Source organism: Halostagnicola alkaliphila, from assembly GCF_055379965.1.
This window is the reverse complement of the sequence record NZ_AP043825.1, coordinates 178,536-201,000: the sequence shown is the minus strand read 5'-3', so window position 1 is coordinate 201,000 and position 22,465 is coordinate 178,536. Positions and strand designations below refer to the sequence as shown.

At 57.3% G+C, this 22,465-nt stretch carries 18 protein-coding genes; 9 read left to right on the top strand and 9 right to left on the bottom strand.

The annotated features are described in order from the left end of the window. Window positions 1-134: 134 nt before the first annotated feature. Window positions 135-989 (bottom strand): methylenetetrahydrofolate reductase, encoded by an 855-nt coding sequence (locus tag ACZ5C7_RS03160; RefSeq protein WP_464375152.1) that lies wholly within the window; start codon window positions 987-989, stop codon window positions 135-137. A 339-nt stretch (window positions 990-1,328) separates the two neighbouring features. Here ACZ5C7_RS03160 and ACZ5C7_RS03155 point away from each other — a divergent pair, with 339 nt between their 5' ends. Continuing rightward, a complete protein-coding gene (locus ACZ5C7_RS03155) occupies window positions 1,329-1,814 on the top strand; it encodes a phosphopantetheine adenylyltransferase (protein WP_464375151.1) in 486 nt (161 codons plus the stop codon). Between the two features lie 91 nt (window positions 1,815-1,905). On the opposite strand, the gene ACZ5C7_RS03150 is transcribed toward ACZ5C7_RS03155, so the two are convergent. Further along, the gene (locus ACZ5C7_RS03150; protein ID WP_464375150.1) at window positions 1,906-3,258 is read right to left on the bottom strand and encodes an aminomethyl transferase family protein; all 1,353 of its coding nucleotides are present in this window, start codon (window positions 3,256-3,258) and stop codon (window positions 1,906-1,908) included. Between the two features lie 507 nt (window positions 3,259-3,765). Beyond that, window positions 3,766-5,328, bottom strand: coding sequence for a class I adenylate-forming enzyme family protein (locus ACZ5C7_RS03145; protein ID WP_464375149.1), 1,563 nt, complete (start codon window positions 5,326-5,328; stop codon window positions 3,766-3,768). A gap of 179 nt (window positions 5,329-5,507) precedes the next feature. Between ACZ5C7_RS03145 and ACZ5C7_RS03140 the strand changes: the two genes are divergently transcribed. The 5 genes from ACZ5C7_RS03140 to ACZ5C7_RS03120 all read left to right on the top strand — a co-directional run bounded on the left by ACZ5C7_RS03140 (window position 5,508) and on the right by ACZ5C7_RS03120 (window position 12,490). Next, a complete protein-coding gene (locus ACZ5C7_RS03140; RefSeq protein ID WP_464375148.1) occupies window positions 5,508-5,909 on the top strand; it encodes an acyl-CoA thioesterase in 402 nt (133 codons plus the stop codon). Window positions 5,910-6,680: 771 nt separating this feature from the next. Continuing rightward, a complete protein-coding gene (gene folP / locus ACZ5C7_RS03135; protein ID WP_464375147.1) occupies window positions 6,681-9,095 on the top strand; it encodes a dihydropteroate synthase in 2,415 nt (804 codons plus the stop codon). A gap of 167 nt (window positions 9,096-9,262) precedes the next feature. Beyond that, window positions 9,263-10,777, top strand: coding sequence for an anthranilate synthase component I family protein (locus ACZ5C7_RS03130; RefSeq protein WP_464375146.1), 1,515 nt, complete (start codon window positions 9,263-9,265; stop codon window positions 10,775-10,777). Next, entirely contained in the window at window positions 10,774-11,385 is a 612-nt protein-coding gene (locus ACZ5C7_RS03125) for an anthranilate synthase component II (RefSeq protein WP_464375145.1), read from the top strand. The genes ACZ5C7_RS03130 and ACZ5C7_RS03125 overlap by 4 nt, the downstream gene beginning before the upstream one ends. A 199-nt stretch (window positions 11,386-11,584) precedes the next feature. Further along, window positions 11,585-12,490, top strand: a complete 906-nt coding sequence (locus ACZ5C7_RS03120) for a bifunctional methylenetetrahydrofolate dehydrogenase/methenyltetrahydrofolate cyclohydrolase (protein WP_464375144.1) — start codon at window positions 11,585-11,587, stop codon at window positions 12,488-12,490. 210 nt (window positions 12,491-12,700) lie between these two features. Here ACZ5C7_RS03120 and ACZ5C7_RS03115 read toward each other — a convergent pair whose 3' ends face one another. The 4 genes from ACZ5C7_RS03115 to ACZ5C7_RS03100 all read right to left on the bottom strand — a co-directional run bounded on the left by ACZ5C7_RS03115 (window position 12,701) and on the right by ACZ5C7_RS03100 (window position 16,142). Further along, window positions 12,701-13,480, bottom strand: coding sequence for an ABC transporter permease (locus ACZ5C7_RS03115; protein WP_464375143.1), 780 nt, complete (start codon window positions 13,478-13,480; stop codon window positions 12,701-12,703). Then, on the bottom strand, window positions 13,471-14,271 hold the full coding sequence (locus tag ACZ5C7_RS03110) for an ABC transporter permease (RefSeq protein ID WP_464375142.1): 801 nt from the start codon (window positions 14,269-14,271) through the stop codon (window positions 13,471-13,473). The genes ACZ5C7_RS03115 and ACZ5C7_RS03110 overlap by 10 nt, the downstream gene beginning before the upstream one ends. Window positions 14,272-14,274: 3 nt before the next feature. Then, the gene (locus tag ACZ5C7_RS03105; protein WP_464375141.1) at window positions 14,275-15,060 is read right to left on the bottom strand and encodes an ABC transporter ATP-binding protein; all 786 of its coding nucleotides are present in this window, start codon (window positions 15,058-15,060) and stop codon (window positions 14,275-14,277) included. Window positions 15,061-15,131: 71 nt separating this feature from the next. Beyond that, a complete protein-coding gene (locus ACZ5C7_RS03100; protein ID WP_464375140.1) occupies window positions 15,132-16,142 on the bottom strand; it encodes an ABC transporter substrate-binding protein in 1,011 nt (336 codons plus the stop codon). A gap of 167 nt (window positions 16,143-16,309) precedes the next feature. Here ACZ5C7_RS03100 and ACZ5C7_RS03095 point away from each other — a divergent pair, with 167 nt between their 5' ends. Both ACZ5C7_RS03095 and ACZ5C7_RS03090 read left to right on the top strand, forming a co-directional pair. Then, on the top strand, window positions 16,310-17,467 hold the full coding sequence (locus ACZ5C7_RS03095) for a thiamine pyrophosphate-dependent dehydrogenase E1 component subunit alpha (protein ID WP_464375139.1): 1,158 nt from the start codon (window positions 16,310-16,312) through the stop codon (window positions 17,465-17,467). An 11-nt stretch (window positions 17,468-17,478) separates the two neighbouring features. Further along, window positions 17,479-18,447 (top strand): alpha-ketoacid dehydrogenase subunit beta, encoded by a 969-nt coding sequence (locus tag ACZ5C7_RS03090; protein ID WP_464375138.1) that lies wholly within the window; start codon window positions 17,479-17,481, stop codon window positions 18,445-18,447. Between the two features lie 103 nt (window positions 18,448-18,550). Here ACZ5C7_RS03090 and lpdA read toward each other — a convergent pair whose 3' ends face one another. Next, window positions 18,551-19,975, bottom strand: a complete 1,425-nt coding sequence (lpdA, locus tag ACZ5C7_RS03085; RefSeq protein WP_464375137.1) for a dihydrolipoyl dehydrogenase — start codon at window positions 19,973-19,975, stop codon at window positions 18,551-18,553. Next, window positions 19,975-21,537 carry a dihydrolipoamide acetyltransferase family protein gene (locus ACZ5C7_RS03080; RefSeq protein WP_464375136.1) on the bottom strand — a complete coding sequence of 521 codons (1,563 nt, stop codon included), beginning with the start codon at window positions 21,535-21,537 and terminating at the stop codon, window positions 19,975-19,977. Before ACZ5C7_RS03080 ends, lpdA begins: the two co-directional genes overlap by 1 nt. Window positions 21,538-21,833: 296 nt before the next feature. On the opposite strand from ACZ5C7_RS03080, the gene ACZ5C7_RS03075 reads away from it, so the two are divergent. Continuing rightward, entirely contained in the window at window positions 21,834-22,199 is a 366-nt protein-coding gene (locus ACZ5C7_RS03075; protein WP_464375135.1) for a VOC family protein, read from the top strand. The last annotated feature ends 266 nt before the right edge of the window (window positions 22,200-22,465 follow it).

Sequence of the window (22,465 nt, the reverse complement as noted above, 5' to 3'; positions counted from 1 at the left end):
TCGAATATCGCACCGCCGTCGGCCGAGTTACGAATAGAATTTGATTTTCGCGGCGTTCGAGGACGAGAAAAACACGTATTTCTCGACGGAGTCTGGTCGTCAGTGTCCGCGATGAGGCACGGAGAACAATTCGGTTACAATCGACCGGTACGCCAAGACTCGGTGTCGGGGACCTGATTAAACGTGTAAATGTGTAGCCCCCGGATACCGTACTCCGGATCGTCGGCGTAAGCTGCGAGACCGTCGACGAGGTCGTCAGGTTCGTACTTCCCGCGCGAACCGATGAATTGACGGACGAATCCGAGGATTCCGCTCGTCTTCTTGAGAAAGCGCACGGAATCGCCGACGCCGACCTTCTGTGAGATATTTATTAATTTCTGATATTTCATCACACCCGGGATGCCAACCTCGACGGGGAGTTCGATCCCACGAGCGCGAATGTCTTCGATCCAGTCGATAACTGCCTGGGAATCATAACAGAGTTGGGTCGTTATGTAGGTAGCGTACGACGCTTTCTTTTCCATCGCTTCGGCTAACGTCTCCTTCGAGAGAAACGCGTGTCCCTCCGGATACCCCGTGATCCCAACTTCCTCGAATTCGTACTCGATCGTCTCGAGCGCTTCGAGCAGCTCGTACGCCGATTCGAACTCGCCGATCGGTTCTTCTCGGTCCCCTCCCGGAACGAAGATATCCGTGATCCCGACCGCCCGCAACCGTTCGGCGATACTTTCGAGATGTTCGACATCTTCGACGTATCTGGCCGAGACGTGTGGAACGACTTCGAATCCGCGCTCTGCGGCTTTCTCCGACCATTCGATCGTCGACTCGAGTTCGAGCGTCGGCGAAGCGGTGATTGTGACCGTGGCACCGTCCGGAAGGTGCTCGATTTGCTCGCCGAAGCTCTCGAAGGGCATCAGCTCGTATCGGAGATCGTTCAGTAGGTTCGGTACCGTGTCCGTCGTCGCGGCCGACTGGGAATTAACTGTCATTAGTTGTAACCTCTCTTACACTGGTTGGATCGCGGCTCATTGGGAGGTGATCTGGTTCGCGGGTATTTGTCAACTGTCCCTTGTCCGGTTGGGATCGGCACGTTGTGTGAATTTACGGCAAAGTCATAAAAGCTTTTCTGTATGACGGGATACGATCATCAAATTCGCGGTAAACGGCCATACCGACGGACCCCCACCAGCAGGTGACGAAAGATCTTGAACCGTGGCGCTATCGCGTGATATTCGTAACTGGTGTCGTCTCGAGCAGCCAAAGTATCGCGTTCGCAACGGGTCTCTCGAACCGAAGTTGGCTTTAGTCCGTATCCACAATCAGTTCCTATGAAGGTTGCGCTGGGCGGAACATTCGACCCGATCCACGATGGTCATCGAGCGCTATTTGAGCGAGCGTTCGAACGGGGGGATGTCACAGTAGGTCTCACGAGCGACTCCCTCGCACAAGAAACGCGCCAAACGGAACGAAACGTACGGCCGTTCGAGACACGGAGACGGAATCTCCGTACCGAACTGACGGAGTACGACGATGGTCCTTCGTTCGAGATTCGCCGTCTGAACGAGCCGACAGGAATCGCAACGAAACCGCAATTCGACGCCCTCGTCGTCTCGCCGGAGACGAAGCCTGGTGCGAAGCGTATCAACGAGATCCGCATCGATCGAGGGTACGAGCCGTTAGAAATCGACGTCGTTCCACACGTCCGCGCGGAGGATGGCGGAATTATCTCGAGTACGCGAATCGTTTCCGGAGAGATCGACGAATTCGGTAATCTGACTGCACAGTCTACCGGCGGTACTTCCGCTACGCGTTGATCGAGAAAAGACGTAAAACGGTTATCCGAAATTGCAACTTGAATAGTGGCAGGATCGGTGGTACACGCCTAAGCGGTGATCGGTTCGGTATCTATCGTTTGTCCTCGCTGTACGGGGCAGTTGCGACGGTTGCCGTGATTTCTTTCTGGACGTGGCGTTCTACTTTCGGATTCTCCGTGCCTTCTGGTTCGCCCCAGGTGAGGGTAACCTCGGTTCCCGGTTCGCTGTACTCGGTATCGACGACGGCGAGCGAGAGCATCTCCCGTTTGTTGTAGATGTAACTCTTGTCCGTGGAAACACCGATGTGTTCGCCATCTTTCGACACTTCGTCGTACGGACACGCCGCAGATCGTGGATGGGGAAGCTCCATGAACTGATGCGTGTCTCCTTCTTCGAACAGCGAGGCGAAAACGTCGACCACGTCGTCGCCGTCCCAGACCAGCGTTACCTTCTCACGCTCGGGATCGTCGACTTCCTTCTCGAGGGCGTCCCGGCCGACGAAATCATTACTGAGGTCGAGAATGTGGTCGTATCCGAGTTCCACGGGCGTGAAGTAGTAGTCCGTGATGTCGTCCGATTCGAAGCTTCCGCCGATCGAGAGGAGCCCCTGCCCGACATCCAGCCACTCACGGTAATCCTGCATCTCCTCGTCGAAGATTGCGGGCACGACGAGCGGAACCCATCCGAGGATGGCGTTCGGCGTCTGGTAACTCTCCGCACCGAGACGACGGATATCGTAGGCTTCGCCCGCATCGAGAACGGCGGACTTGACCTCGTCACCGTACTCGTACGGCCCCCAGAACTCGAATCCGGGCTCGCCGGCCATCCCGTGACGCAGGAGGTTGACGCTCTTTCCGTCGATCGAGATCGACTCGAAGTTGAAGAATCCGAGATCGGGAAGCGGTTCGTCGGCGGCCTCTTCCATGACCTTAATCGCTTCAGGACCCTGAACTTGGAACCTGAAGTTGTTTGGATCGTCGCCAGTCTGAACCGGTCGACCCTGGAGTTCGCCGGTGACGTCGTACTCTCCCGTCTCGATCTGGTACTGGAGCCAATTGTGGGCGGCCGCGCCGCCGACGCTCAAGAATTCGTCGTCGTCGAGGTGGAAGAGAATAGCGTCGCCGATGAAGTAACCGTTCGGATTGGAAACGACCAGTTGCTTCGCCTTTCCGGGTTCGGTATTCTCAAAGTTGTTGATGCCGAAATTCGAGTAGAATTCGACGGCATCGGGACCTTTCACGTGGTGATCGGTCATGTGATAGGACTGGTCAGCCAGCGCAACCGTCTCCCGCCACGAACGCTGTTCTTCGATCCAGTGAGTGTACTCGTCCGGGACCTTGGTGAACTGACCGACTCCCAGATCTTGCATCAGTTCGACTGGATTCCCGGCAGCTTCGACTGCCTCTTCCATACTGTCGCTAAAGGACCATGCTCTTTCGCTCATTGTATATCGCGATTTGATGGATGTCCTTCGAGTATTTATAATTTCCGCAGACTAGTTATCGAGCGGAAGCGATCCTCGGTCCATTGATAAAACGAAAAGCAGAACCAGACACACTACTCCGGGGCTCATCGTACTGGTTCAGCCTTCCACCGATCGAACGAGACCGAGGAACAATTGGTGACAGCCTGAAAATTACGCCTCCACCGAATTGTGAGAGGTCGGCGCATGGAAACGCTACGGTCGCGCGGTCCGTGCGCACGAACAGGCCTGACTAAATCAGCCCCAGACCCCATCATCCCGCAAAGTGAGCGCCGAGACGCGGTCTCTGTGATACCCATCCGGTAACAATAACGTCGCACATTCAGACGGCGAACACGCCGACAGAAGAGTCAACATTCCCCCGCAAGAACCGGGATCGCATCAGCTCCATGCACCCTTCTTCGGCGTCCCCCAAACGAGAAATCACTAGGCGAGCAAAGTGATGAGACGGTGACGGAAGAAACCCGTCTATTGAATATCCTCGTGTTTCGTCGTTTTCCGATCGAGTTTCCCCGTCGAAGTGCGAGGCAAGGGTTCGTCCACGAAGTGGTACGTACGAGGCCGCTCCATGCGGGCCAATTCATCGCTCGCGAGACACCATTCGTCGAGCTCATCGACAGTGAGGTCGGACGTCGCGGGGTAGACGTACGCGGTGACTTTTTCCCCGTACTCCTCGTCTTCGACGCCGACCACCGCGGATTCGTTCACTTTTTCGTGCGCGTTGAGACGTTCCTCGACGGGGTTCGGATACACCTTGATCCCCTTCGACATGATGAGGAAATCGGTCCGCCCCTCGAGGTACAGAAATCCGTCTTCGTCCCGGTAACCGAGATCGCCGGAATGCCACCAGCCGTCCTCGAACGTCCTTTCAGTTTTCTCCGTTCGTCCCCACGCCCAAACCGGACAATCGGGCGCCTTGATGGCTATCTCTCCGACCTCGCCCGTCGGTTTGATATCATCATACGAGCCGTCCCGATCGATGATCCGAATCTGTACCCCCGGCACCGGCTTTCCGACGCTTTCGATTCGACCCTCCTCCAGTTCGTCGTTCGTCATCACCGTCGCGTACGCTTCCGTCGCCGCGTACGAATTTTTGACGATCTCACAGATGTTCTCCCGCAATCGCTCGAGCGTCGTCGCGTCGAGGACCTCTCCCGCCGACGTGATCGCCCGAAGGGAGCTCACGTCGAAATCGTCGAACGAATCGAGGTTGAGAAGTTCCCGCCACATCGTCGGGACGAGAAGCGCAGTCGTAAGATCGTGCTCGTCGATCGTCCGGAGGTACTCTTCGGGATCCCACGTCTCGAGGAAGTACGTCGTCGCACCGGATACCAGCGCCGGAAGCACCACCGAGTACCACGCCGCGAACGACGGCGTAAATACGTGGGGTTGTCTGGTCGCCCGGTTTACCTCGAGAACGTCGACAACCGCCGTTGCGCGCATGTACATCCCGCGGTTAGTGTGACACCAGCCCTTGGGTTTCCCCGTGGTTCCCGATGTCCACATGACGACTGCAGTATCCTCCTCTCGAGCGCGGACGTCCGGTTCGTCGGTCGGTTGCTCGCTGACGAACGTCTCGAACGATCGATCGAAGTCAAACTGCGACTCGCCTGTACTGACAATCAGGTCGATGTCGGTCGAGAGCTTATCGCGGACGCGCTCCTCGAAGAATTCGACGGTCGATTCGTCGACGACGAGCGCGCGAGGCCGAAAGGAGTCGATACAGTACTTGAGTGTGTTCGGGGACGCACGGACGTGGAGGTTCGAGACAGTACATCCCGCTTTGAGCGCACCGTTCCAGAGAGTCGTATGTTCGAGGGAATTTTCACAAAGCAGTGCGACCCGATCACCTTGACCGAGGTGTTCCCCGAAGGCGTTCGCGGCCTGGTTGCTCTCCTCGTCGAACTCTTCCCAAGTTACCACTCTGCCGTCGATACCGTTGCCGAAGGCCGGTTTGTGGGGGTTGTTTTCGGCCGCAATACTCGAGAGATCTTTGATCGGCGGTACTTCGACTGTCGACGTGTGGTGCATAGTAGATAAACTTGTAGTGGCTTCACTTATAGTTTGAGTGTTATTCCGCCGCATGTCGTAACTTCACAACCAATATGGGAGAGACGGTGAGTCCTGGCGAATGCGGTGATTTTCAGTCGGTGGAACACGGTATCAGTTGAAGGGAAGTTACTTATACAAAGGAAGAGCAATTGCAAACGATGTTTCAGTACGAATGGAAATGCGCATGGGGAGAAGCTGATCCGCAAGGTATCGCCTACTATCCACGGCTCATAAACGCCATGCACTGCGCTGGCGAGGAGTTCATGGACGACAAAGGAATCGCATACTGGGAGATTCCAGAGGAGTACGGGATTTTCTTGCCAATCGTCGCGATGGATATGGAGTTCGAACGTCCCGTGATGGTCGGAGATGTGCTTCAGATTTCGGTCGAGCCCGAAATCGGAAACAAGAGTCTCGGGATGCAGTTCACCGCGACGCACGAGGACGGTGGCACGGCGTACACGGGACACGAACAACACGTCTGCGTCTCGGAAGAAGACAATCAAAGTCGACCGTTACCCGACGAGATCAAGACGATTCTCGACGGCTCGTCCGAATAGACCGTTCACAAGCGGCTGTGTTGATTCACAGCGCCGATACGTTTCACTCCTAGATTGTCTTCCACAAGCACTAGCGCAATTTCGGTTATACCTGACGGCTCGTACCCTCTAGCGGTTCGCACGGTGACAGCAAAGAGGGGTAACGCTATCGCGCCAGTACTCATCCACAGAAGATCCTACACACTTCAGTTATATACACGAGTGATTTATCACTCGATGAATGGGAACCACCAATTTCCGATAATATCGGATGTTTGCTCAAACGAGCCAGTACGCGTCTCCCATTACAATCATTTGAGAGTGATTTTTTCAGGAGTTTCTTACACCCATACTACTGTAAATGGTTCGTGTTTCCAGGGGTTTCTAACCTTACTCACCCAGACGGGGGCAAACACAACGGCATGACTAGATTCTTGTTGGAGTGTAACACACCACAATACTGCGGTTTTAACTGATCTAGACGCCCCTACACGAAAGTAGCGACTATTTCCGAATATTCCGGAAAAGATTCCAAAAAAGCCCGAGTGGACGAACAACCCTCCAACCACAAACCGCTAAGCACATGCGCAATTTGCCATGAATGCGTGTTATCTCCTACCAATGTCAGCGTCTTTCGTCCTATATACTCGGATCGAATCCATCCGGTGTGAGAGCGGTATAAACGTTCACAATAGTATCATCACACAAATCAGCGGCTCATTCGAAATGATTACGCAAATGTCTCCCAGAAGAGACCGTTAGCTTAATACTTCACAGAATGTTACCGATATTATGGAGTACTTCGAGGCAGTCAATTATCTAGCTACCCTACAGCGATCTAGACCGAAGTTTGGGACAGAAACGACGGAGGAACTGCTCAGAAATCTCGAGGTCCCATACGAAACCGTCGATTACATCCAGATTGCCGGCTCCAACGGGAAGGGGAGCACAGCAAGTATGCTCGCAAGCGTTCTCGAAAGGGAAGGGGTAGACGTGGGGTTGTACACGTCGCCCGATTTGAACGACCTTCGCGAGCGGATCCGTCTCAACGGGCGAAAGATACCGAAAGCGCAGTTGACATCGCTGGTTGAGCGGATTCAATCACACGTCCGCGAACGTGACGCCGCCGGCGATTGCCCGACGCAGTTCGAGGTACTGACCGCTCTCGCACTTGCCTACTTTACTGAGCACGACGTCGATATTGCGATACTCGAGGTCGGAATCGGCGGGCGCTACGATGCGACGAGCGTCGTCGACCCCGTCGCCAGTGCGGTCACGTCGGTCAGCTTGGAACACACGGATATCCTCGGTGAAACCGTCGAAGAGATCGCGCGTGATAAGGCTCAGGTCAGCCCTTCGAACGGGCCGCTGGTGACCGGTGCAACCGGTGAAGCGCTCGCAGCCATTCGCGAGGAGACGGCGACCGTAACTGTCGGTGACCGAGATGCGGACGTCCACGTCGAGAGCGGCGGCTCCGTTTCCGACACGGAAGAGCTCGTAACCGTTCATACCCCAGATTGGGACCTCGAGGCGCGGATACCGCTCCTCGGACATCATCAAGCGGTAAACGCCGGGATTGCGACAACGCTTGCAACGCAGGTTGCAGACGTCGAACGGCCGACGCTGAAAGAGGGGCTCCGACGAACACAGTGGCCGGGACGTTTCGAGATCGTCACGTCGGATCCGTACATCGCGCTCGATGGCGCTCACAACCCGGACGCCTGTTCGAAACTCGCCTCACTCGTGAACCGATACGACTACGAGAACCTCCACGTGGTCCTCGGGGCACTGGAGGACAAAAACCACGAAGAGATGGTCGCCGCTCTCCCTCAGTTCGACACGGCCGTCGTCGGTCAACCGGACGTGAGTCGCGCCGAGTCACCAGAAGCCCTCAAAAATATCCTCGAGCGAGAAACAGATGCCGCTATCACTACCGCCTCGACGGTTCTCACCGCGGTCGAACGAGCGATCGAGCGCGCCGAACCCGACGATTTCGTGCTCGTGACAGGATCGCTGTATACGGTCGCTGAAGCTCGAGACCGATGGACGAGACACCTAATTCCGACGAAGACTCGCTCGCGGGCGAGGGTAAAGAAGGTGCTCGAGAACAGTCAGATCCCACCCACGCGCGCATCGAACGTACTGGAGCAGTTTCAACAACAGACGGTCAAGACCTTCTGTCGACCAGGGAGCGTAGACAAGGTAACGGAGAGCATGCGATCGGTGGGTGGAATGGCAACCGCCTCGGCTATCGAAGACGTTCACCAACACGTCGACATCGTTTTGAACGGTTCCAACAACCAGTTCCGCCAACTCATCGAGGGTCTCGACGAAACCGACGGCGAGTTATCTCATATCGCGTCCCAACTTCGCACTACCCTCAGTTTTACCGAGGACAACCCATGGAGCGAGTATCCGTGGGACCAGAACTCACCGACCATCATGGGAATCATGAACATTACGCCGGACAGTTTCCACGACGGAGACGAGTACAACCGGACCGAAGACGCCGTCGAAAGAGCCCATCGTCTTATCGAAGACGGTGCAGACATCATCGATATCGGCGGCGAAAGTACGCGACCGGGGGCGAAGCCGGTATCTGCCGCCCAAGAACTCGATCGCGTTATCCCCGTCATCGAACAGCTCGCGGATAGCTCGAGCCTCATCGCCGTCGACACGCAAAAAGCCGATGTCGCGAAAGCGGCTCTCGATGCGGGAGCGGACATCATCAACGACGTCTCGGGGCTTGCAGATCCCGAGATGTGCCAGGTCGTCGCCGAGTACGATGTTCCGGTCGTCATCATGCACAGCCTCGAGACGCCGGTAAATCCCGATCAAACGGTAACGTACGATGATATCGTGGAAGACGTTATCGACGATCTTACCGAGCGAATATTGCTCGCCGAACGAAACGGGATCGAAAGAGAACGGATTATCATCGACCCCGGCATCGGGTTCGGGAAGAGCGCCTCAGAAAGTTTTGAGGTGATTAGTCGACTCGACGAACTGCAGGCGCTCGGTTGTCCGGTGCTTCTCGGCCATTCGCATAAATCGCTGTTCGACGAGATCGGGTGCGGGCCCAACGATCGCCTCGCACCGACAGTCGCGACGACTGCACTAGCCGTCGAACGCGGTGCGGACATTATTCGAGTCCACGATGTCGCCGAGAACGCGGCGGCCATCCGAACGGCGAAATCGGTGAAGTAGTCCGAGTATAATTCAATCTATAGCATAGTAATCGTGTCATCAATAGGGTATCTCTCTGAACAGCGAATCCAATTCCGGGGAACCATTTATCTTGGTCACCGACGTACGCAGCGATAGATGCGAGGCACGCTCATCGGAGCACTCGCCACGAATAGAAGTACCCAACTATGGCTGATCCAGAGATCAAAACGGAGTTCGAGACGTTCGCGAACGTCGCCGAAAGCGCGCCCTCGAACGCCAGAATCCCGGTCGAAGTGCAGGTTGTCGTTTCGGACACGTTCGACGCGTACCGAAACGCTCGAAACGGAGCCGGCGGGTTCTATCTCGAGACCTCCGGCGGCCAGGACGGCTGGGGATACTTCGGCACCGAACCGACCGAACGCGTTCGGGTCGACGCGGGCGACGTCTCCCGCGAGGACAGCGACGCGAGTCCGTCGTTGGCGGCTATCGACGAACTCCTCGATCGCGAACTGTTGGTCCGTGGTCACTGTACCGTGCCGTACCCTTGCGGTGCCTTCGGTTGGCTCTCGTACGATGTCGCCCGCGAACTCGAGGATCTGCCGACGACGACGAGAAACGAGCGAGCACTTCCCCACCTCCAGCTCGGTGTATTCGACTGCGTCGCCGCCTGGCGTCAGCCGTGCGACGGGGAGGTTACACTCCACGTTACCGCCTGTCCGGTCGTGAAAGACGATCCGAAGGCGGCGTACGAGCGCGGACGTGAAAAAGCGGTCGCCCTAGCAAAAGACGCGACGACGGGTTCGTCCGAGGTACCGATGCCGACGTCGGTCACGGGATCGGCCAGCTTCGAAAGCGATTGCGGCTCGCAGGGGTTCGCCGAGCGAGTGAGAACGGTCAAAGAGTACGTCCGCAACGGAGACACGTTCCAAGCAAACGTCTCTCACCGACTCACGGCACCGGCGAACGTCCATCCGGTCGAAGCGTTTTCGGCGCTCCGGGCCGTTAACCCGGCCCCCTACTCCGGACTGCTCGAATACCCGGGCGTCGATCTGGTGAGTGCGAGCCCGGAGCTTCTGCTCGAGGTGAGAGACGATCGGGTGGCGACGGAGCCGATCGCCGGGACTCGACCGCGCGGAGAGAGTCGGGAGAAAGACGAAGCACTCGAGACGGAGTTACGCGCGGACGAAAAAGAGCGCGCGGAACACGCGATGATGGTCGACCTCGAGCGGAACGACCTCGGAAAAGTCTGCGAGTACGGAACCGTCGACGTTACCGAATACCGCCGTATCGACCGGTATTCCGAGGTGATGCATCTCGTCTCACTAATCGAAGGGAGACGGCGTTCGGGGACGTCGATCGCGGACGCCATCGGCGCGGTCTTTCCCGGCGGGACGATCACTGGCGCACCCAAACCGCGAACGATGGAAATTATCGACGAAGTCGAACGCACGCGTCGCGGGCCATATACTGGCAGTATCGCCGTCCTCGGCTTCGACGACCGCGCGACGTTGAACATCATCATCCGAACGCTCGTCCGGTACGAAGACGAGTACCACCTCCGGGTGGGAGCGGGTATCGTCCACGACTCCGAGCCGGATAGCGAATACTACGAGACGCTCGACAAAGCTGCCGCACTGATCACCGCTATCGACACGGCACTCGACGACAGCGGGTCTTTCGACGTCGAAACACCGACCGGTACGCTGGAGGATGTCAAATGATTCTGATTATCGACAATTACGACTCGTTCGTCTACAACCTGGTACAGTACGTCGGTGATGCCGTCCCGGAAACGCGCGAAATCGAAAAACACAGTTCGTCGCCGGTCGTGGTCCGGCGCAACGACGAAATCGACATCGTCGGGGTTCGCGAACTGGATCCGGACGGAATCGTCGTGTCACCGGGACCCGGAACACCGTACGATGCCGGCGTCTCGATGGATATCTTCGTTGAAACCGAGTATCCGACGTTGGGCGTGTGTCTCGGCCATCAGGCGCTCTGTGCGGCCAACGGTGTACCCGTCGGCCACGCACCCGAGGTAGTCCACGGAAAATCATCGACCGTCGTACACGACGGCGAGGGACTGTTTGCCGGTCTTCCGAATCCGATTACGGCCGGCCGGTACCACTCGCTGGCGGCCGCAGATAGCGAACTTCCCGATTGTATCGTCCCGACAGCACGAACGGACGACGAGCGAGACGTGCTTATGGGCGTCCGACACGCGGAAAAACCCCATTTTGGGATTCAATTTCACCCGGAAAGCATCCTCACCGAGACGGGAGAGCGGATGGTCGAGAACTTTTGCAGTTCGATCGCGGCTGTCGAGTGAGAACGACGCTGTACGCCGGACGGTTACTCGCGTGAGCACCATCTCACGTTGCATACATCGAAATCATTTTTTAGGGTGATGACGATTTGATACCCACCGAGTAGACAAGGGCGGTCGATATTCCGGATCACGTGACGGACCAGCCTGAATCGACTCGTATTCAGACACGGAAACGAAAACGAAAGGTGTTCGCCACAACATGACCCAAATTATCGACGGCAACGAGATCGGAGACCAGATCAAGAACGAACTGACGGAGAGCATAACCACGCTCTCGGACTCGGACGTCACTCCGAGCCTCGCGACGGTCCTCATGAGCGACGACGACGCCAGCGAGACGTACGTCTCGATGAAACAGCGGGCGTGTGAGGAAGTCGGCATAAACGGCATTCACATCGAAATCGACGCGGATTCATCGCAGGAAGAGTTATTCAAACATATCGACAATCTAAATTCGGATCCCGACGTGAACGGCATCCTCGTCCAAATGCCGGTTCCCGACCACATCGACAAGCAGGCGGTCCTTCAACGGGTAGATCCGATGAAGGATGTAGACGGATTTCACCCGGAAAGCGTCGGACGACTCGTCTCTGGTAATCCGCGGTTCGTTCCGTGCACACCCCACGGCGTCCAGAAACTACTGTCGGCGATAGATGTCGATCCGGAAGGAAAAGACGTCGCCATCGTCGGTCGTTCGAATATCGTGGGTAAACCGCTGGCAAACTTGTTAACACAAAAAGGTCCGGGCGGTAATGCGACCGTCACCGTCTGCCATTCGCGTACTAGCAACCTTGCCGAGAAAACTCGTAACGCGGATATCGTCGTCGCAGCGACCGGCGTTCCGAAGCTCATCGACGGTTCGATGATCTCGGACGGAACAGTCGTCATCGACGTCGGCGTCAACCGCGTCGATGCGGATACCGAGAAGGGATACGAACTGGTCGGAGACGTCGAGTTCGAGAGTGCAAAAGAGAAAGCAGGCGCGATTACGCCAGTTCCCGGTGGCGTCGGGCCGATGACGATTTCGATGCTTCTCTACAATACGGTGAAAGCGACGAGCCTGCAGGAAGATATCGCAGTCGAGTTGCCGGAACCGACGCTGTAATCGTTCCCACTCCGGGACGTTCCGCTGAGTAGCCGTCCGACGAAACATCTTCCCGTACGAACGGTCACGTAGAAATCTACTCGGACTGATAGGGATTATCGTAGCCAGCCGGATGTTTCGCCTCGTAAGGGTTGACACTGTGTTTCGATTCTCGAACAAGAAATCTATGAATTCCTACGATAATCCCTATGAGAAAGAGGGGTGTTCCCGCTACGTCCAATTAAGGATTCTAAAGCGTACCTGACGGAGGCCCCTGTCGAGAGCAAATCCGAGAATCATGATCGCGATCAACGTCGCGTATACCTGCACCGAATCGAACGTTCGAACGCCCTGAATCTCGATGTGGCCCAGTCCGCCGCCGCCCGCGACCATTTCGAAGACGAACGTAATGATGAGCGAAATCGGTAATGCGATCTGGATTCCCGAGATGATTCCCGGAGCCGAAGCCGGTACGATCACTTTCCTGAGAAGTTGTCGATCCGAGGTTCCCATCATTCGTGCCGACCAGATGAGGTTCTCGTCGACGTCTCGAGTCGCGTTACGAACGTTGATCGCGACCGGCCAGAAACAACCGATTGCGACGAGCACGATTTTCGAGAGGTCTCCGGTCCCGAACCAGAACAGGAAAACGGGAACGAGAGCGATCACGGGGACGGGGTAGCCGACCTCGATAATGGGATCGAAGAACCAGCTCGCAATTCGATTGCGAGCGCTCAACACACCGACGACGATCCCGAGCGTACAGGCGATCACGAGACCGACGAGGGCCCGTCGAACCGTCAGATAGCCGTGATAGATGAGCGTCCCGTCGACGGTCATCTCGACGAACCGGACGAGGATATCCGAAAGCGGCGGGAGGAAGTAGTAGTGAACCATGCCGAGTTGGGTCACGATCTCCCAGAGCACGAGCACGATGACGAGCGAATAAACCGACTTTCCGGCGTTTATGGCATCGCTTCGATCGAATTCGAGTTTGTTGCTTACGTCCATCGGACCACCTTCCGTTCTACCCACTCGTAGCCACGCACCGCGAAGAACGCGGCCGCCGAAATAATCACGAGGACGGCGAACATGTGCGTGTAGGCACCGACCTCGCTGTAGCGCAGAATTTCGAATCCGACGCCTTCGTTCGAGGCGATGAGTTCCGCGCTCACGAGCGCGATGAACGCGATCGGTATCGCCTGTCGAATCCCGGTGAGGATACTCGGAATCGTCGCCGGAATAACCACTTTGAGCGGGATCTTCCAGGACGGCATCCCCATCATTTGGGCCGACCAGATAAGGTTCTGATCGACGTCTCGAGCGGAGTTATAACTGTTCAAGACGATCGGGAGCAAGCAGGCCAGGAAGACGATCAGGATCGCCGTTTCCGTCCCGACGCCTAACCAGAGGATCGCGAGCGGAACGAGCGCCGCTTTGGGAATGGGATAGATCAACGCGAGGAAGACTTCGAAGAAGTCCTCGACGGGATCCGAACGAGCCATACCGACCCCCAGTAATACGCCTATCGAGATGCTAAGTGCGAGCCCGACCGCGACGCGGTACAACGACACCTGCAAGTGTGGAAGCACGTCACCGGAAACGAGCAACTCCCACGTAACGGACGCGACTTCGGACGGTGGCGGGAGGACCACACTGGGAACGAACACGCCGCTAGCGAATTCCCAGAACCCCACGGCGATGAGCAACGGGATCCACTCGAGGAGAAATCGAACGGGCCGCTGGATCGACTCGGGAACCGTTTCTTCGACATCAGCTAATCGAAGGTTGGCATAGGACATGTGTTACAGTTGTTTCTCCGGTTGGGTTTCTTCACGAAGCGACTGCCAGACCTGGTTTTTCACGTCGGTGTACTCGTCGGACATGATGATGTCCTCTCGGTCTTGCGTTCGGTCGACGTCGATTTCGACGGACGTCTTTTTCGTTCCAGGATGGCGAGTCATGATCATCACGCGCTCCGAGAGATAGACTGCTTCCTCCACGTCGTGGGTGATGAAGATGACCGTCTTCTCGAGATCGCGCCAGATATCGAGAAGGTGATCCTGGAGCAGTTCGCGAAGCGGTTGGTCGAGGGCACCGAACGGTTCGTCCATGAGGAGGATCTTCGGATCGTACGCGAGCGTCCGCGCGAGTGCGACGCGCTGTTTCATTCCACCCGAGAGCTCCTTCGGGTACTTATCCTCGAATCCGTCGAGGTCCATCATATCGATGAACCGCTGTGCTCTCGAGCGACGTTCCTCCTTGGCGACGCCGCTCTGTTCGAGGCCGTACGTGACGTTACCCATGACGGTGCGCCACGGAAAGAGCGCGTAGTCTTGGAAGACGACGCCTCGATCGGTCCCCGGCCCGTCGATCGACTGGTCGTCGACGGCCATCGATCCCGACGACACCTCGAGAAATCCAGCAACGAGATACAAAAGTGTGCTTTTTCCGCATCCGCTGGGACCGACGACGCTCAGAAACTCGCCGCTCGGTACCTCTAACGAGAGGTCCTCGATCGCCTTCGTTCGTTCAGCCCCCGATTCGTATACTTTTTCCAAATTCGAGATTGTGACGTGTCCTTCAACCATTTTTGACTAGGAATGCGGCGAAATGCTATTTAACTGTTCTCATGCGATACGACCACAGTAAATCGATTATCTTACGAAACGAATTCGTTCGTCGCGTGGTCTTCCATATCGACCTGTTCCTCGGTAAGCCCGAGATCGTACATTTCGTCGACGATCCCCTGAAGGGCGTCGAAGTCGATCTCGAAGTCGCGGTAGTAGTCGTTTTCCGTGAGGAAGAACTGGTCGACCTGCTCTTCGGGAATTTCGAAGTGATCGGCGGCCAGCGAGACGACCTCGTCGCGGTTGTTTTCGATATAATCGATAACGTCTTGGAAGTCGTCCATCCACGCTTGGAGCTCATCTTCCTTTTCATCGATCGCATCATTAGTCGCAGTCGTGAAGGTGTACGGGTACGGCTGAAGTTCCTCCTGGAACGCGTCTCGGGTCGTAAATATTTCAGTGAGTCCCTCGTTTCGCGCGTCCACGGAATACAGCCCGGGGAAAATCGCCGCATCGAAGATTTCGTCTTCGAGCCCCGGAATAAACGTCGGGAACCCCTGCTCGATGAATTCGATATCTTCCTCGTGGTCGATCCCGAGTTCGTCGAACATTTTGACGTAAACTGCGTGGACGCCGGTCCCGACCGCGTTAACCGCGACCGTTCCACCCTCCAGATCCTCGGGTTCGGTGATGTCCGAGTCCGGCAGCGAACAGACGTTCACCGCGAAGTAGTCCGGATGAGCGTCCCACATATCGATAGCGATCGTTGAGATTCCTCCGGGAACGGCGTCGGCGGCAACTGCGTTGGGGAAGCTCTCCATGGTTAGTAATCCGAGATCGGCTTCTCCGGATGCGAGCGCGTTTACCGTATCAGGCGTACTCGCGTCCTGATGAATCTCGAACTCGTAGTCTTCGCCGACGTGCTCTAATTCGTCTTGGAGCTCGGGAATATCGAGTAGGGAGCCCAAATTTTCGATCGGAACGACGAAGTTGAATTGAAGCGCCCCCTCATCCGATCCCACGCACCCTGCCAGCCCTGTGAGACCGACGGCTGTTGCGGCTGTACCAGTTTTAAGGAATTGCCTTCTGCTACTAGGTAGCATACATTCGTAAACATACAGAATTGGTAAAAGTGTTACGGTAACACGCCACGCATATATTAGTTCATCAATGATTCGAGAGCTCGACCCGACCAAGCCTAGAACGTCGTGGAAAATATTACCTGTAGATAAAACTGTTTATCGGTAGTTAGGAGATCTAGAGTCGTACAATGGATAACAGCCCACAGTCCATCTCTTCCATAACGGGTGATGTCGGCGTCGACCCGATTTCGCAAGGAGACGTGGAGATTGAAACGTACTCCGTGATAGATCCCGACGGATCGTTCGATGCTGACCGGGTACCTGATCTCAGCGACGACGAATTTCGCGATCTCTATCGATGGATGCTCGTACAGCGCGTGTACGATAACCGCGCAACGAAACTTCAGCGCCGCGGTCGTCTCGGAACGATCGCTTCCGGGCGAGGCCAAGAAGCGAGCATCGTCGGGAGTGGATCCGCCCTTTCCCTGGACGACTGGATCTTCCCGTACGGTCGCGAGGCAGCTGCGTTGTTGATGCACGGACTTCCTCTGCGAGACCTCCTTATGTATTGGCGCGGTATCGAAGATGCGTCGAGAATGAGAGGTGCAAATATTGTTCCGATGTCTATCTCAGTCGGTGCGCACGTCCCGTTCGCAACCGGAAAGGCGTGGGGGATGCAACTCGGGGACGAGGACGCCGTGACGTTCACGAACCTCGGCGACGGTGCGACGTCGACCGGTGCGTTTCACGAAGGGATGAACTTAGCCGGCGTTCTCGGCGTTCCTGCGGTGTTCTTCTGTCTGAACAATCAGTACGCTATTTCGCTGTCGTTCGACGAGCAGACGAACGCGGAAACGGTCGCACAGAAGGCGCTCGCGTACGGAATCGACAGCATCCGAGTCGATGGCAACGACGTTCTCGCCGTTTACAATGCGGTCTCAACCGCCCGAGAGCGCGCCCTCGAGGGCGAACCGGTCCTGGTCGAAGCGGTCACGTACAGACGAGGAGCCCACACCACGAGCGACGACCCGACCCGTTACCGAAGCGACGACGAGGTCGAGAAATGGAAAGACCGTGACCCGCTCGAGCGGTACCGCTCGTTCCTCGAGGAAACCGGTCGGTGGGACGCGGTCGACGAAGCGGAGATTCGCGAGGAGTTCGGGACGGAGTTCGACGAGGCCGTCGAGGCCGCAGACGAGTTCGAAGAGCGCGACGTCGAAGAGATATTCGAGTATCTCTACGAAGAAATGCCGCCCGAACTCGAGCGGCAATTAGCAGAACTAGAAGAGTTTCTCGACGAACGGCCCGACGTATACGACCATATCGAACGCCGTCCGAAAGGATAAGAGGTATCATCATGAACGCGACAATTATCGAAGCGGTCAACGACGCATTGCACAAAGAGATGGAAAACGACGACAAGACGGTCGTCTTCGGGCAGGACGTCGCCGAATCCGGCGGTGTCTTCCGAGCCACCGAAGGATTGGTAGAGGAGTTCGGGTCCGACCGAGTGCTCGACGCGCCGCTCTCGGAAATCGCCATCGCCGGAGCCGCCATCGGGCTGTCGACTCACGGATACCGCCCGGTCGCCGAGATCCAGTTTTCGGGCTTTCTGCCGCCCGCGTTCGACCAGTTGGTCACGAACGCCAGTCGAATCCGGTGGCGGACGCGCGGCGAACTCACCGCACCGATGGTCGTCCGAACGCCCTACGGAGCCGGCGTTCGTGCGCTCGAGCACCACTCCGAGAGCCTCGAAGGGGCGTACGGACACATCCCCGGCCTGAAACTGGCGATCCCGTCGACCCCACACGACGCGAAGGGGATGCTCATCAGCGCCATCCGCGATCCCGATCCGGTGTTGTTCATGGAACCCAAACACGTCTATCGCTCGCTCCGAGAAGACGTTCCCGAGGAAACGTACACCGAACCGCTCGGGAAAGCGGCGGTGCGTCGAGAAGGAACCGACGTCACCGTCGTCTCTTGGGGATCGATGATGCACAACACGATAGAGGCCGTCGACAACCTCGAGGGAGTCGACGCCGAGATCATCGACCTCCGAACGATCTCTCCCTTCGACAGAGAGACCGTTCTCGAATCCGTTCGAAAGACGGGCCGTTGCGTCGTCGTCCACGAAGCGGCCAAGACCGGCGGTTTCGGCGGCGAAGTCATCGGCGCGATCAACGACGACGCGCTCATGTACCTCGAGGCACCGATAAACCGCGTCACCGGGTTCGATATTCCCGTCCCACTTCTGTCGATGGAAGATTTCTACATTCCGCACCCGCCGCGTATCGAAGAAGCGATCGAAGAAACGATGAGTCACTGACGGCCCGTACCCGCGTTTTCTTGCGATACGGCTCGTTTTCGGACGATTCGATGCGGTCCACCCGGTTCGCCGAGCAGCGCGAATCAGAATTTCGTCTCGAGGGTTACCGATTCAACGTATGAATGGCCCGATCACGAGCGTTCTCGGACGCTTCCATGATGGCCTCCGACAGTGTCGGATGGGCATGGACGGCTCCCGTAATATCCTCGAGTTTCGCGCCCATTTCGATCGCGAGACCGAGTTCGGCGACGAGTTCCGACGCCTCCGGCGCGACGATCTGGCCACCGAGTACGAACCCGGTATTTGAATCGGCAACGACCCGAACGAACCCGTCGGATTCGCCCATCGACAGCGCTCGGCCGCTGGCTTGAAGCGGCATCGTCCCGACGACGGGGTCGAACCCCGAATCGTCGGCCTCGGCTTCGGTCATCCCGACCGTACCGATCTCCGGGTCGGTAAAGACGGCCGCGGGGACCGCCTGGTGATCGAGCGCTGCGGGTTCTCCCGCGGCGACACCGGCGGCGACAAGCCCTTCGGCGCTAGCCTTGTGGGCCAGCATCGGTTCCCCCGCCACGTCACCCACCGCGAGGACGTGCTCGAGATCGGTTCGCGTTCGCTCGTCGGTTTCGACGAATCCGCGATCGGTCGTCTCGAGCCCGAGCGCGTCGAGGTCGAGTTCCGCGGTGACGGGTTCGCGACCGACCGCGACGAGCACGCGGTCGGCGTCGAAGACCGACTGTTCGCCGTCTTCGTCCTCGGCGACGACTTCGATTCCCTCGTCGCTTTCGCGCCACTCGCTCGCACCGAGGCCGAAGTGGAAGTCGATGCCGAGGGCTTCGGCTCGCTCTCTGACGACGCGTGCGATGTCGTCTTCGTAGGTCGGGAGTGCGTCCTCGAGCATTTCCACGACGGTTACGTCCGCGCCGGCTTTCGCGAAGACCGTCGAGAGCTCCATCCCGATGTAGCCAGCGCCCACGACGACCAGCTCATCTGGAATTTCCTCGGCCTCAAGCGCTTCGCGCGAGGACCAGACGGGGTCGTCGGCGAAGTCGAAGCCGGGAATCGACATCGCTCGGCTACCGGTGGCGATGATGGCGTGTTCGAACTGGATCGATTCACTTCCTTGGCCCTCGCCGCCGTGGGCGACCCGAACGGCGTCTTCGTCGATGAACGTCGCCGTTCCCTCGATCAGCGAGACGCCGTTTGCCTTACAGAGCTTTTCGACGCCGCCGGTCAGTTGATCCACGACGTCGTCCTTCCACTCGACGAGCGCTCGCATGTCGATCGACGGGTCGGCGTGAACGCCCATCTCTTCGGCGGTCGCCGCCTCGTGTGCGACGTCCGTCGCGGTTATCATCGCTTTCGAGGGAATACAGCCGTAGTTCAGACAGGTCCCGCCGTAGGCGTCCTTTTCGACCAGCGTCGCGTCGAGGCCGTGTTGGGCGGCCCGAATCGCCGCCACGTAGCCGCCGGGTCCGCCGCCGATTACCAGTACATCCGTCGCCGTCCGCACATCTCCCATCACCATTATTCGAGTAACAGCAGTTCAGGATTGTTCAGGTATCGCTTGACCTCGTTCGTAAACTGTGCCGCCTCCGCGCCGTCGACGATTCGGTGATCGACCGACATCGAGATGGGGAGCGTCTCGCGAACCACGAGTTCGCCGTCGTCGACCCACGGTCGTTCTTTCAACGATCCCATCGCAAGAATCCCCGCCTCGGGATAATTGATGATCGGGGAGACGTATTCGCCGCCGATCGCTCCGACGTTCGTGATCGTGAACGTCCCGCCCTGCATTTCATCGGGTGCGATCGAACGGGTTCGAGCGCGTTCGGCCTTGTCGTCGATCTCTCGAGCTAACTCGATCAAGCTTTTTTGATCCGCATCGTCGATCACGGGGACCATGAGTCCGGCGTCGTTCGCCACGGCGATCCCGATGTTGTACTCGTCGTGGAGGATGATTTCTTCGTTCTCCTCGTCCAACTCCGCGTTCAACGCCGGGACTTCTTTCAACGCCGCCACCGACGCCTTGATCGCGAACGGCAGGTACGTAAGCGACGCGTCGCGATCCGAGGCCACTTCTTTGAGCCGACTTCGCATCTCGACCAGTTCCGATACGTCGACCTCGTCCTGATGGCTGACATGGGGTGCCGTGTACTTCGAGGTCGACATCTTTTCTCCGATCGTCCGCCGTACTCCAGTGTACGGAATCCGATCACCCGGCCGATCTTGGTCGGGTTCAACGACTCGTGATTCTTGCCGGCTGGACGCCGTTCGATCGCGCTCTACGTACGCGTCGACATCTTCGGGCGTGACGAACGGTTCTCCTTCCCGCCGTTCGCTCGCCGGAACCTGATCTATGGCAACGTCTTTCTCGCGAGCGAGTTGTCGGGTCGCCGGCATCGCGAGCGTCCGATGTCGGTCCGTGCTTTCAACGCGTTCGGCTGGCGCCGAGTCGTGCTCACCGGGTCCCGATTCGTTCGTCTCGAACCGATCTTCGGCTTCAGCGCTCGTCGTCGCTTTGCTACCCGCCGTCGATCTATCACCCGTCGTTTCGTTCGAGTTTACGAACGTGCGTACGTCGGACTCGGAGATTCGATCGGCCGAACCGTCCATTCGACTCCGTACCGCGGAAAGATCCACACCCTGTTCTCGAGCGAGACTTCGAACGCTCGGCGGGGCAAATACGCGTTCGTCTTGGACGGGAACGTCGGTTCCGCCGCTCGTCCCGCTCGCCGGTTTGGCCGAATCGCCCGTCGAGTCGGAGTCGGCGGACGACTGTTCTGTCGAAGCGCTCGAGTTACCCGAAGCCGTGTCGTCGGATGAGGTCCCCTCAGTGACGGTTCCGTCATCGACTTCGAACGTGACGAGGACGTCGCCGACCGGTACCGTCTCATCCTCTTTCGCACGAAGTTCGGCAACGACGCCTTCGTACGAAGACGGAATCTCTACCAACGCCTTATCCGTCTCAACTTCAGCAATCGGTTGATCCTTCTCGACGTGGTCACCGGGTTCGACGAACCACGTAACGAGCTTACCTTCGGCGACACCTTCGCCGACGTCAGGAAGTTTAAACTCCTCTATAGCCATGCGTCCTAGTACATCGTGTACAGAGTGCTATACACTCTTCGGTGAGTGATATTGGCAACTGCATCAATTATCACTACTTCGACCGAGCGTCTTCGATGAATTTCGACGCGAGCCTCAAGGTGATTCTCCGTAGGCGCAAAAGACAGCGTTTCCTATCGCCCTTTTGATCGAACTGTACTAGTATGCGGAATCAGCACCCAGCAGGAGGGATGGATGATAACTTGGAAAAAGGATAGTCACTAGTATACGTTGCCGCTACCGAAAGTAATACGTGACTAGGGAATTTCCGGTCACATGTGATTGGAGAAATCGACCATATCGAGATAGAGGCAAGCAACGCTAACGAAATGGCCGAGTTTTTGAAAAAGCTCGGATACGAAGAACTTCGAACGACGGAACACCACGGCGAGTCCTTCGAGCTCGAACCCGCGTCCGGGGACGGCCCGCTCTTCGAGATTCACACCGTCGAAGGGGAAGAGGTTCCAGGAATCAACCACATCGCCTTCGGGGTTGACGACATCGACGAGGTATCTGAGCAACTCGAGGACGAAGACATCGACTCGATTGTCGGTCCGTACGATGTTGAAGAGACCGGGCGCACTATTACGAACTTCCGCGACCCTGACGGTCGACGGTTCCAGGTAGTGTCGGACGAAGAGTAAACGATACGAGTGCCGACGAACGGTGAGTGAGGCGCTTCGGTCGGTGAGACACCGAGATCGAAGACGCAGACCGTTGCAAACCGTCCACCACTCGCGCTTTGATTTTTGGGTCGATACCGCAGATAGTAGACGCCTTCGTACATTCCTCCTCGAGAATTGGTTTCGAGAGTTGCGTTACTCAAACTATTGATCGAAGAGTATCCCGTCCGATCGGAACACCGCGAATCCGATTTACTCGGATCATGCGAATCATAAACCCACACATA

Excerpts from the sequence above, each read along its gene's own strand:
- lpdA (WP_464375137.1), bottom strand. The coding sequence starts at position 19,975 with ATGGTGATGGGAGATGTGCGGACGGCGACGGATGTACTGGTAATCGGC.
- ACZ5C7_RS03100 (WP_464375140.1), bottom strand. The coding sequence starts at position 16,142 with ATGCTACCTAGTAGCAGAAGGCAATTCCTTAAAACTGGTACAGCCGCA.
- folP (WP_464375147.1), top strand. The coding sequence starts at position 6,681 with ATGGAGTACTTCGAGGCAGTCAATTATCTAGCTACCCTACAGCGATCT.
- ACZ5C7_RS03105 (WP_464375141.1), bottom strand. The coding sequence starts at position 15,060 with ATGGTTGAAGGACACGTCACAATCTCGAATTTGGAAAAAGTATACGAA.
- ACZ5C7_RS03090 (WP_464375138.1), top strand. The coding sequence starts at position 17,479 with ATGAACGCGACAATTATCGAAGCGGTCAACGACGCATTGCACAAAGAG.
- ACZ5C7_RS03095 (WP_464375139.1), top strand. The coding sequence starts at position 16,310 with ATGGATAACAGCCCACAGTCCATCTCTTCCATAACGGGTGATGTCGGC.
- ACZ5C7_RS03140 (WP_464375148.1), top strand. The coding sequence starts at position 5,508 with ATGTTTCAGTACGAATGGAAATGCGCATGGGGAGAAGCTGATCCGCAA.
- ACZ5C7_RS03110 (WP_464375142.1), bottom strand. The coding sequence starts at position 14,271 with ATGTCCTATGCCAACCTTCGATTAGCTGATGTCGAAGAAACGGTTCCC.
- ACZ5C7_RS03160 (WP_464375152.1), bottom strand. The coding sequence starts at position 989 with ATGACAGTTAATTCCCAGTCGGCCGCGACGACGGACACGGTACCGAAC.
- ACZ5C7_RS03120 (WP_464375144.1), top strand. The coding sequence starts at position 11,585 with ATGACCCAAATTATCGACGGCAACGAGATCGGAGACCAGATCAAGAAC.
- ACZ5C7_RS03080 (WP_464375136.1), bottom strand. The coding sequence starts at position 21,537 with ATGGCTATAGAGGAGTTTAAACTTCCTGACGTCGGCGAAGGTGTCGCC.
- ACZ5C7_RS03150 (WP_464375150.1), bottom strand. The coding sequence starts at position 3,258 with ATGAGCGAAAGAGCATGGTCCTTTAGCGACAGTATGGAAGAGGCAGTC.
- ACZ5C7_RS03115 (WP_464375143.1), bottom strand. The coding sequence starts at position 13,480 with ATGGACGTAAGCAACAAACTCGAATTCGATCGAAGCGATGCCATAAAC.
- ACZ5C7_RS03125 (WP_464375145.1), top strand. The coding sequence starts at position 10,774 with ATGATTCTGATTATCGACAATTACGACTCGTTCGTCTACAACCTGGTA.
- ACZ5C7_RS03145 (WP_464375149.1), bottom strand. The coding sequence starts at position 5,328 with ATGCACCACACGTCGACAGTCGAAGTACCGCCGATCAAAGATCTCTCG.
- ACZ5C7_RS03155 (WP_464375151.1), top strand. The coding sequence starts at position 1,329 with ATGAAGGTTGCGCTGGGCGGAACATTCGACCCGATCCACGATGGTCAT.
- ACZ5C7_RS03130 (WP_464375146.1), top strand. The coding sequence starts at position 9,263 with ATGGCTGATCCAGAGATCAAAACGGAGTTCGAGACGTTCGCGAACGTC.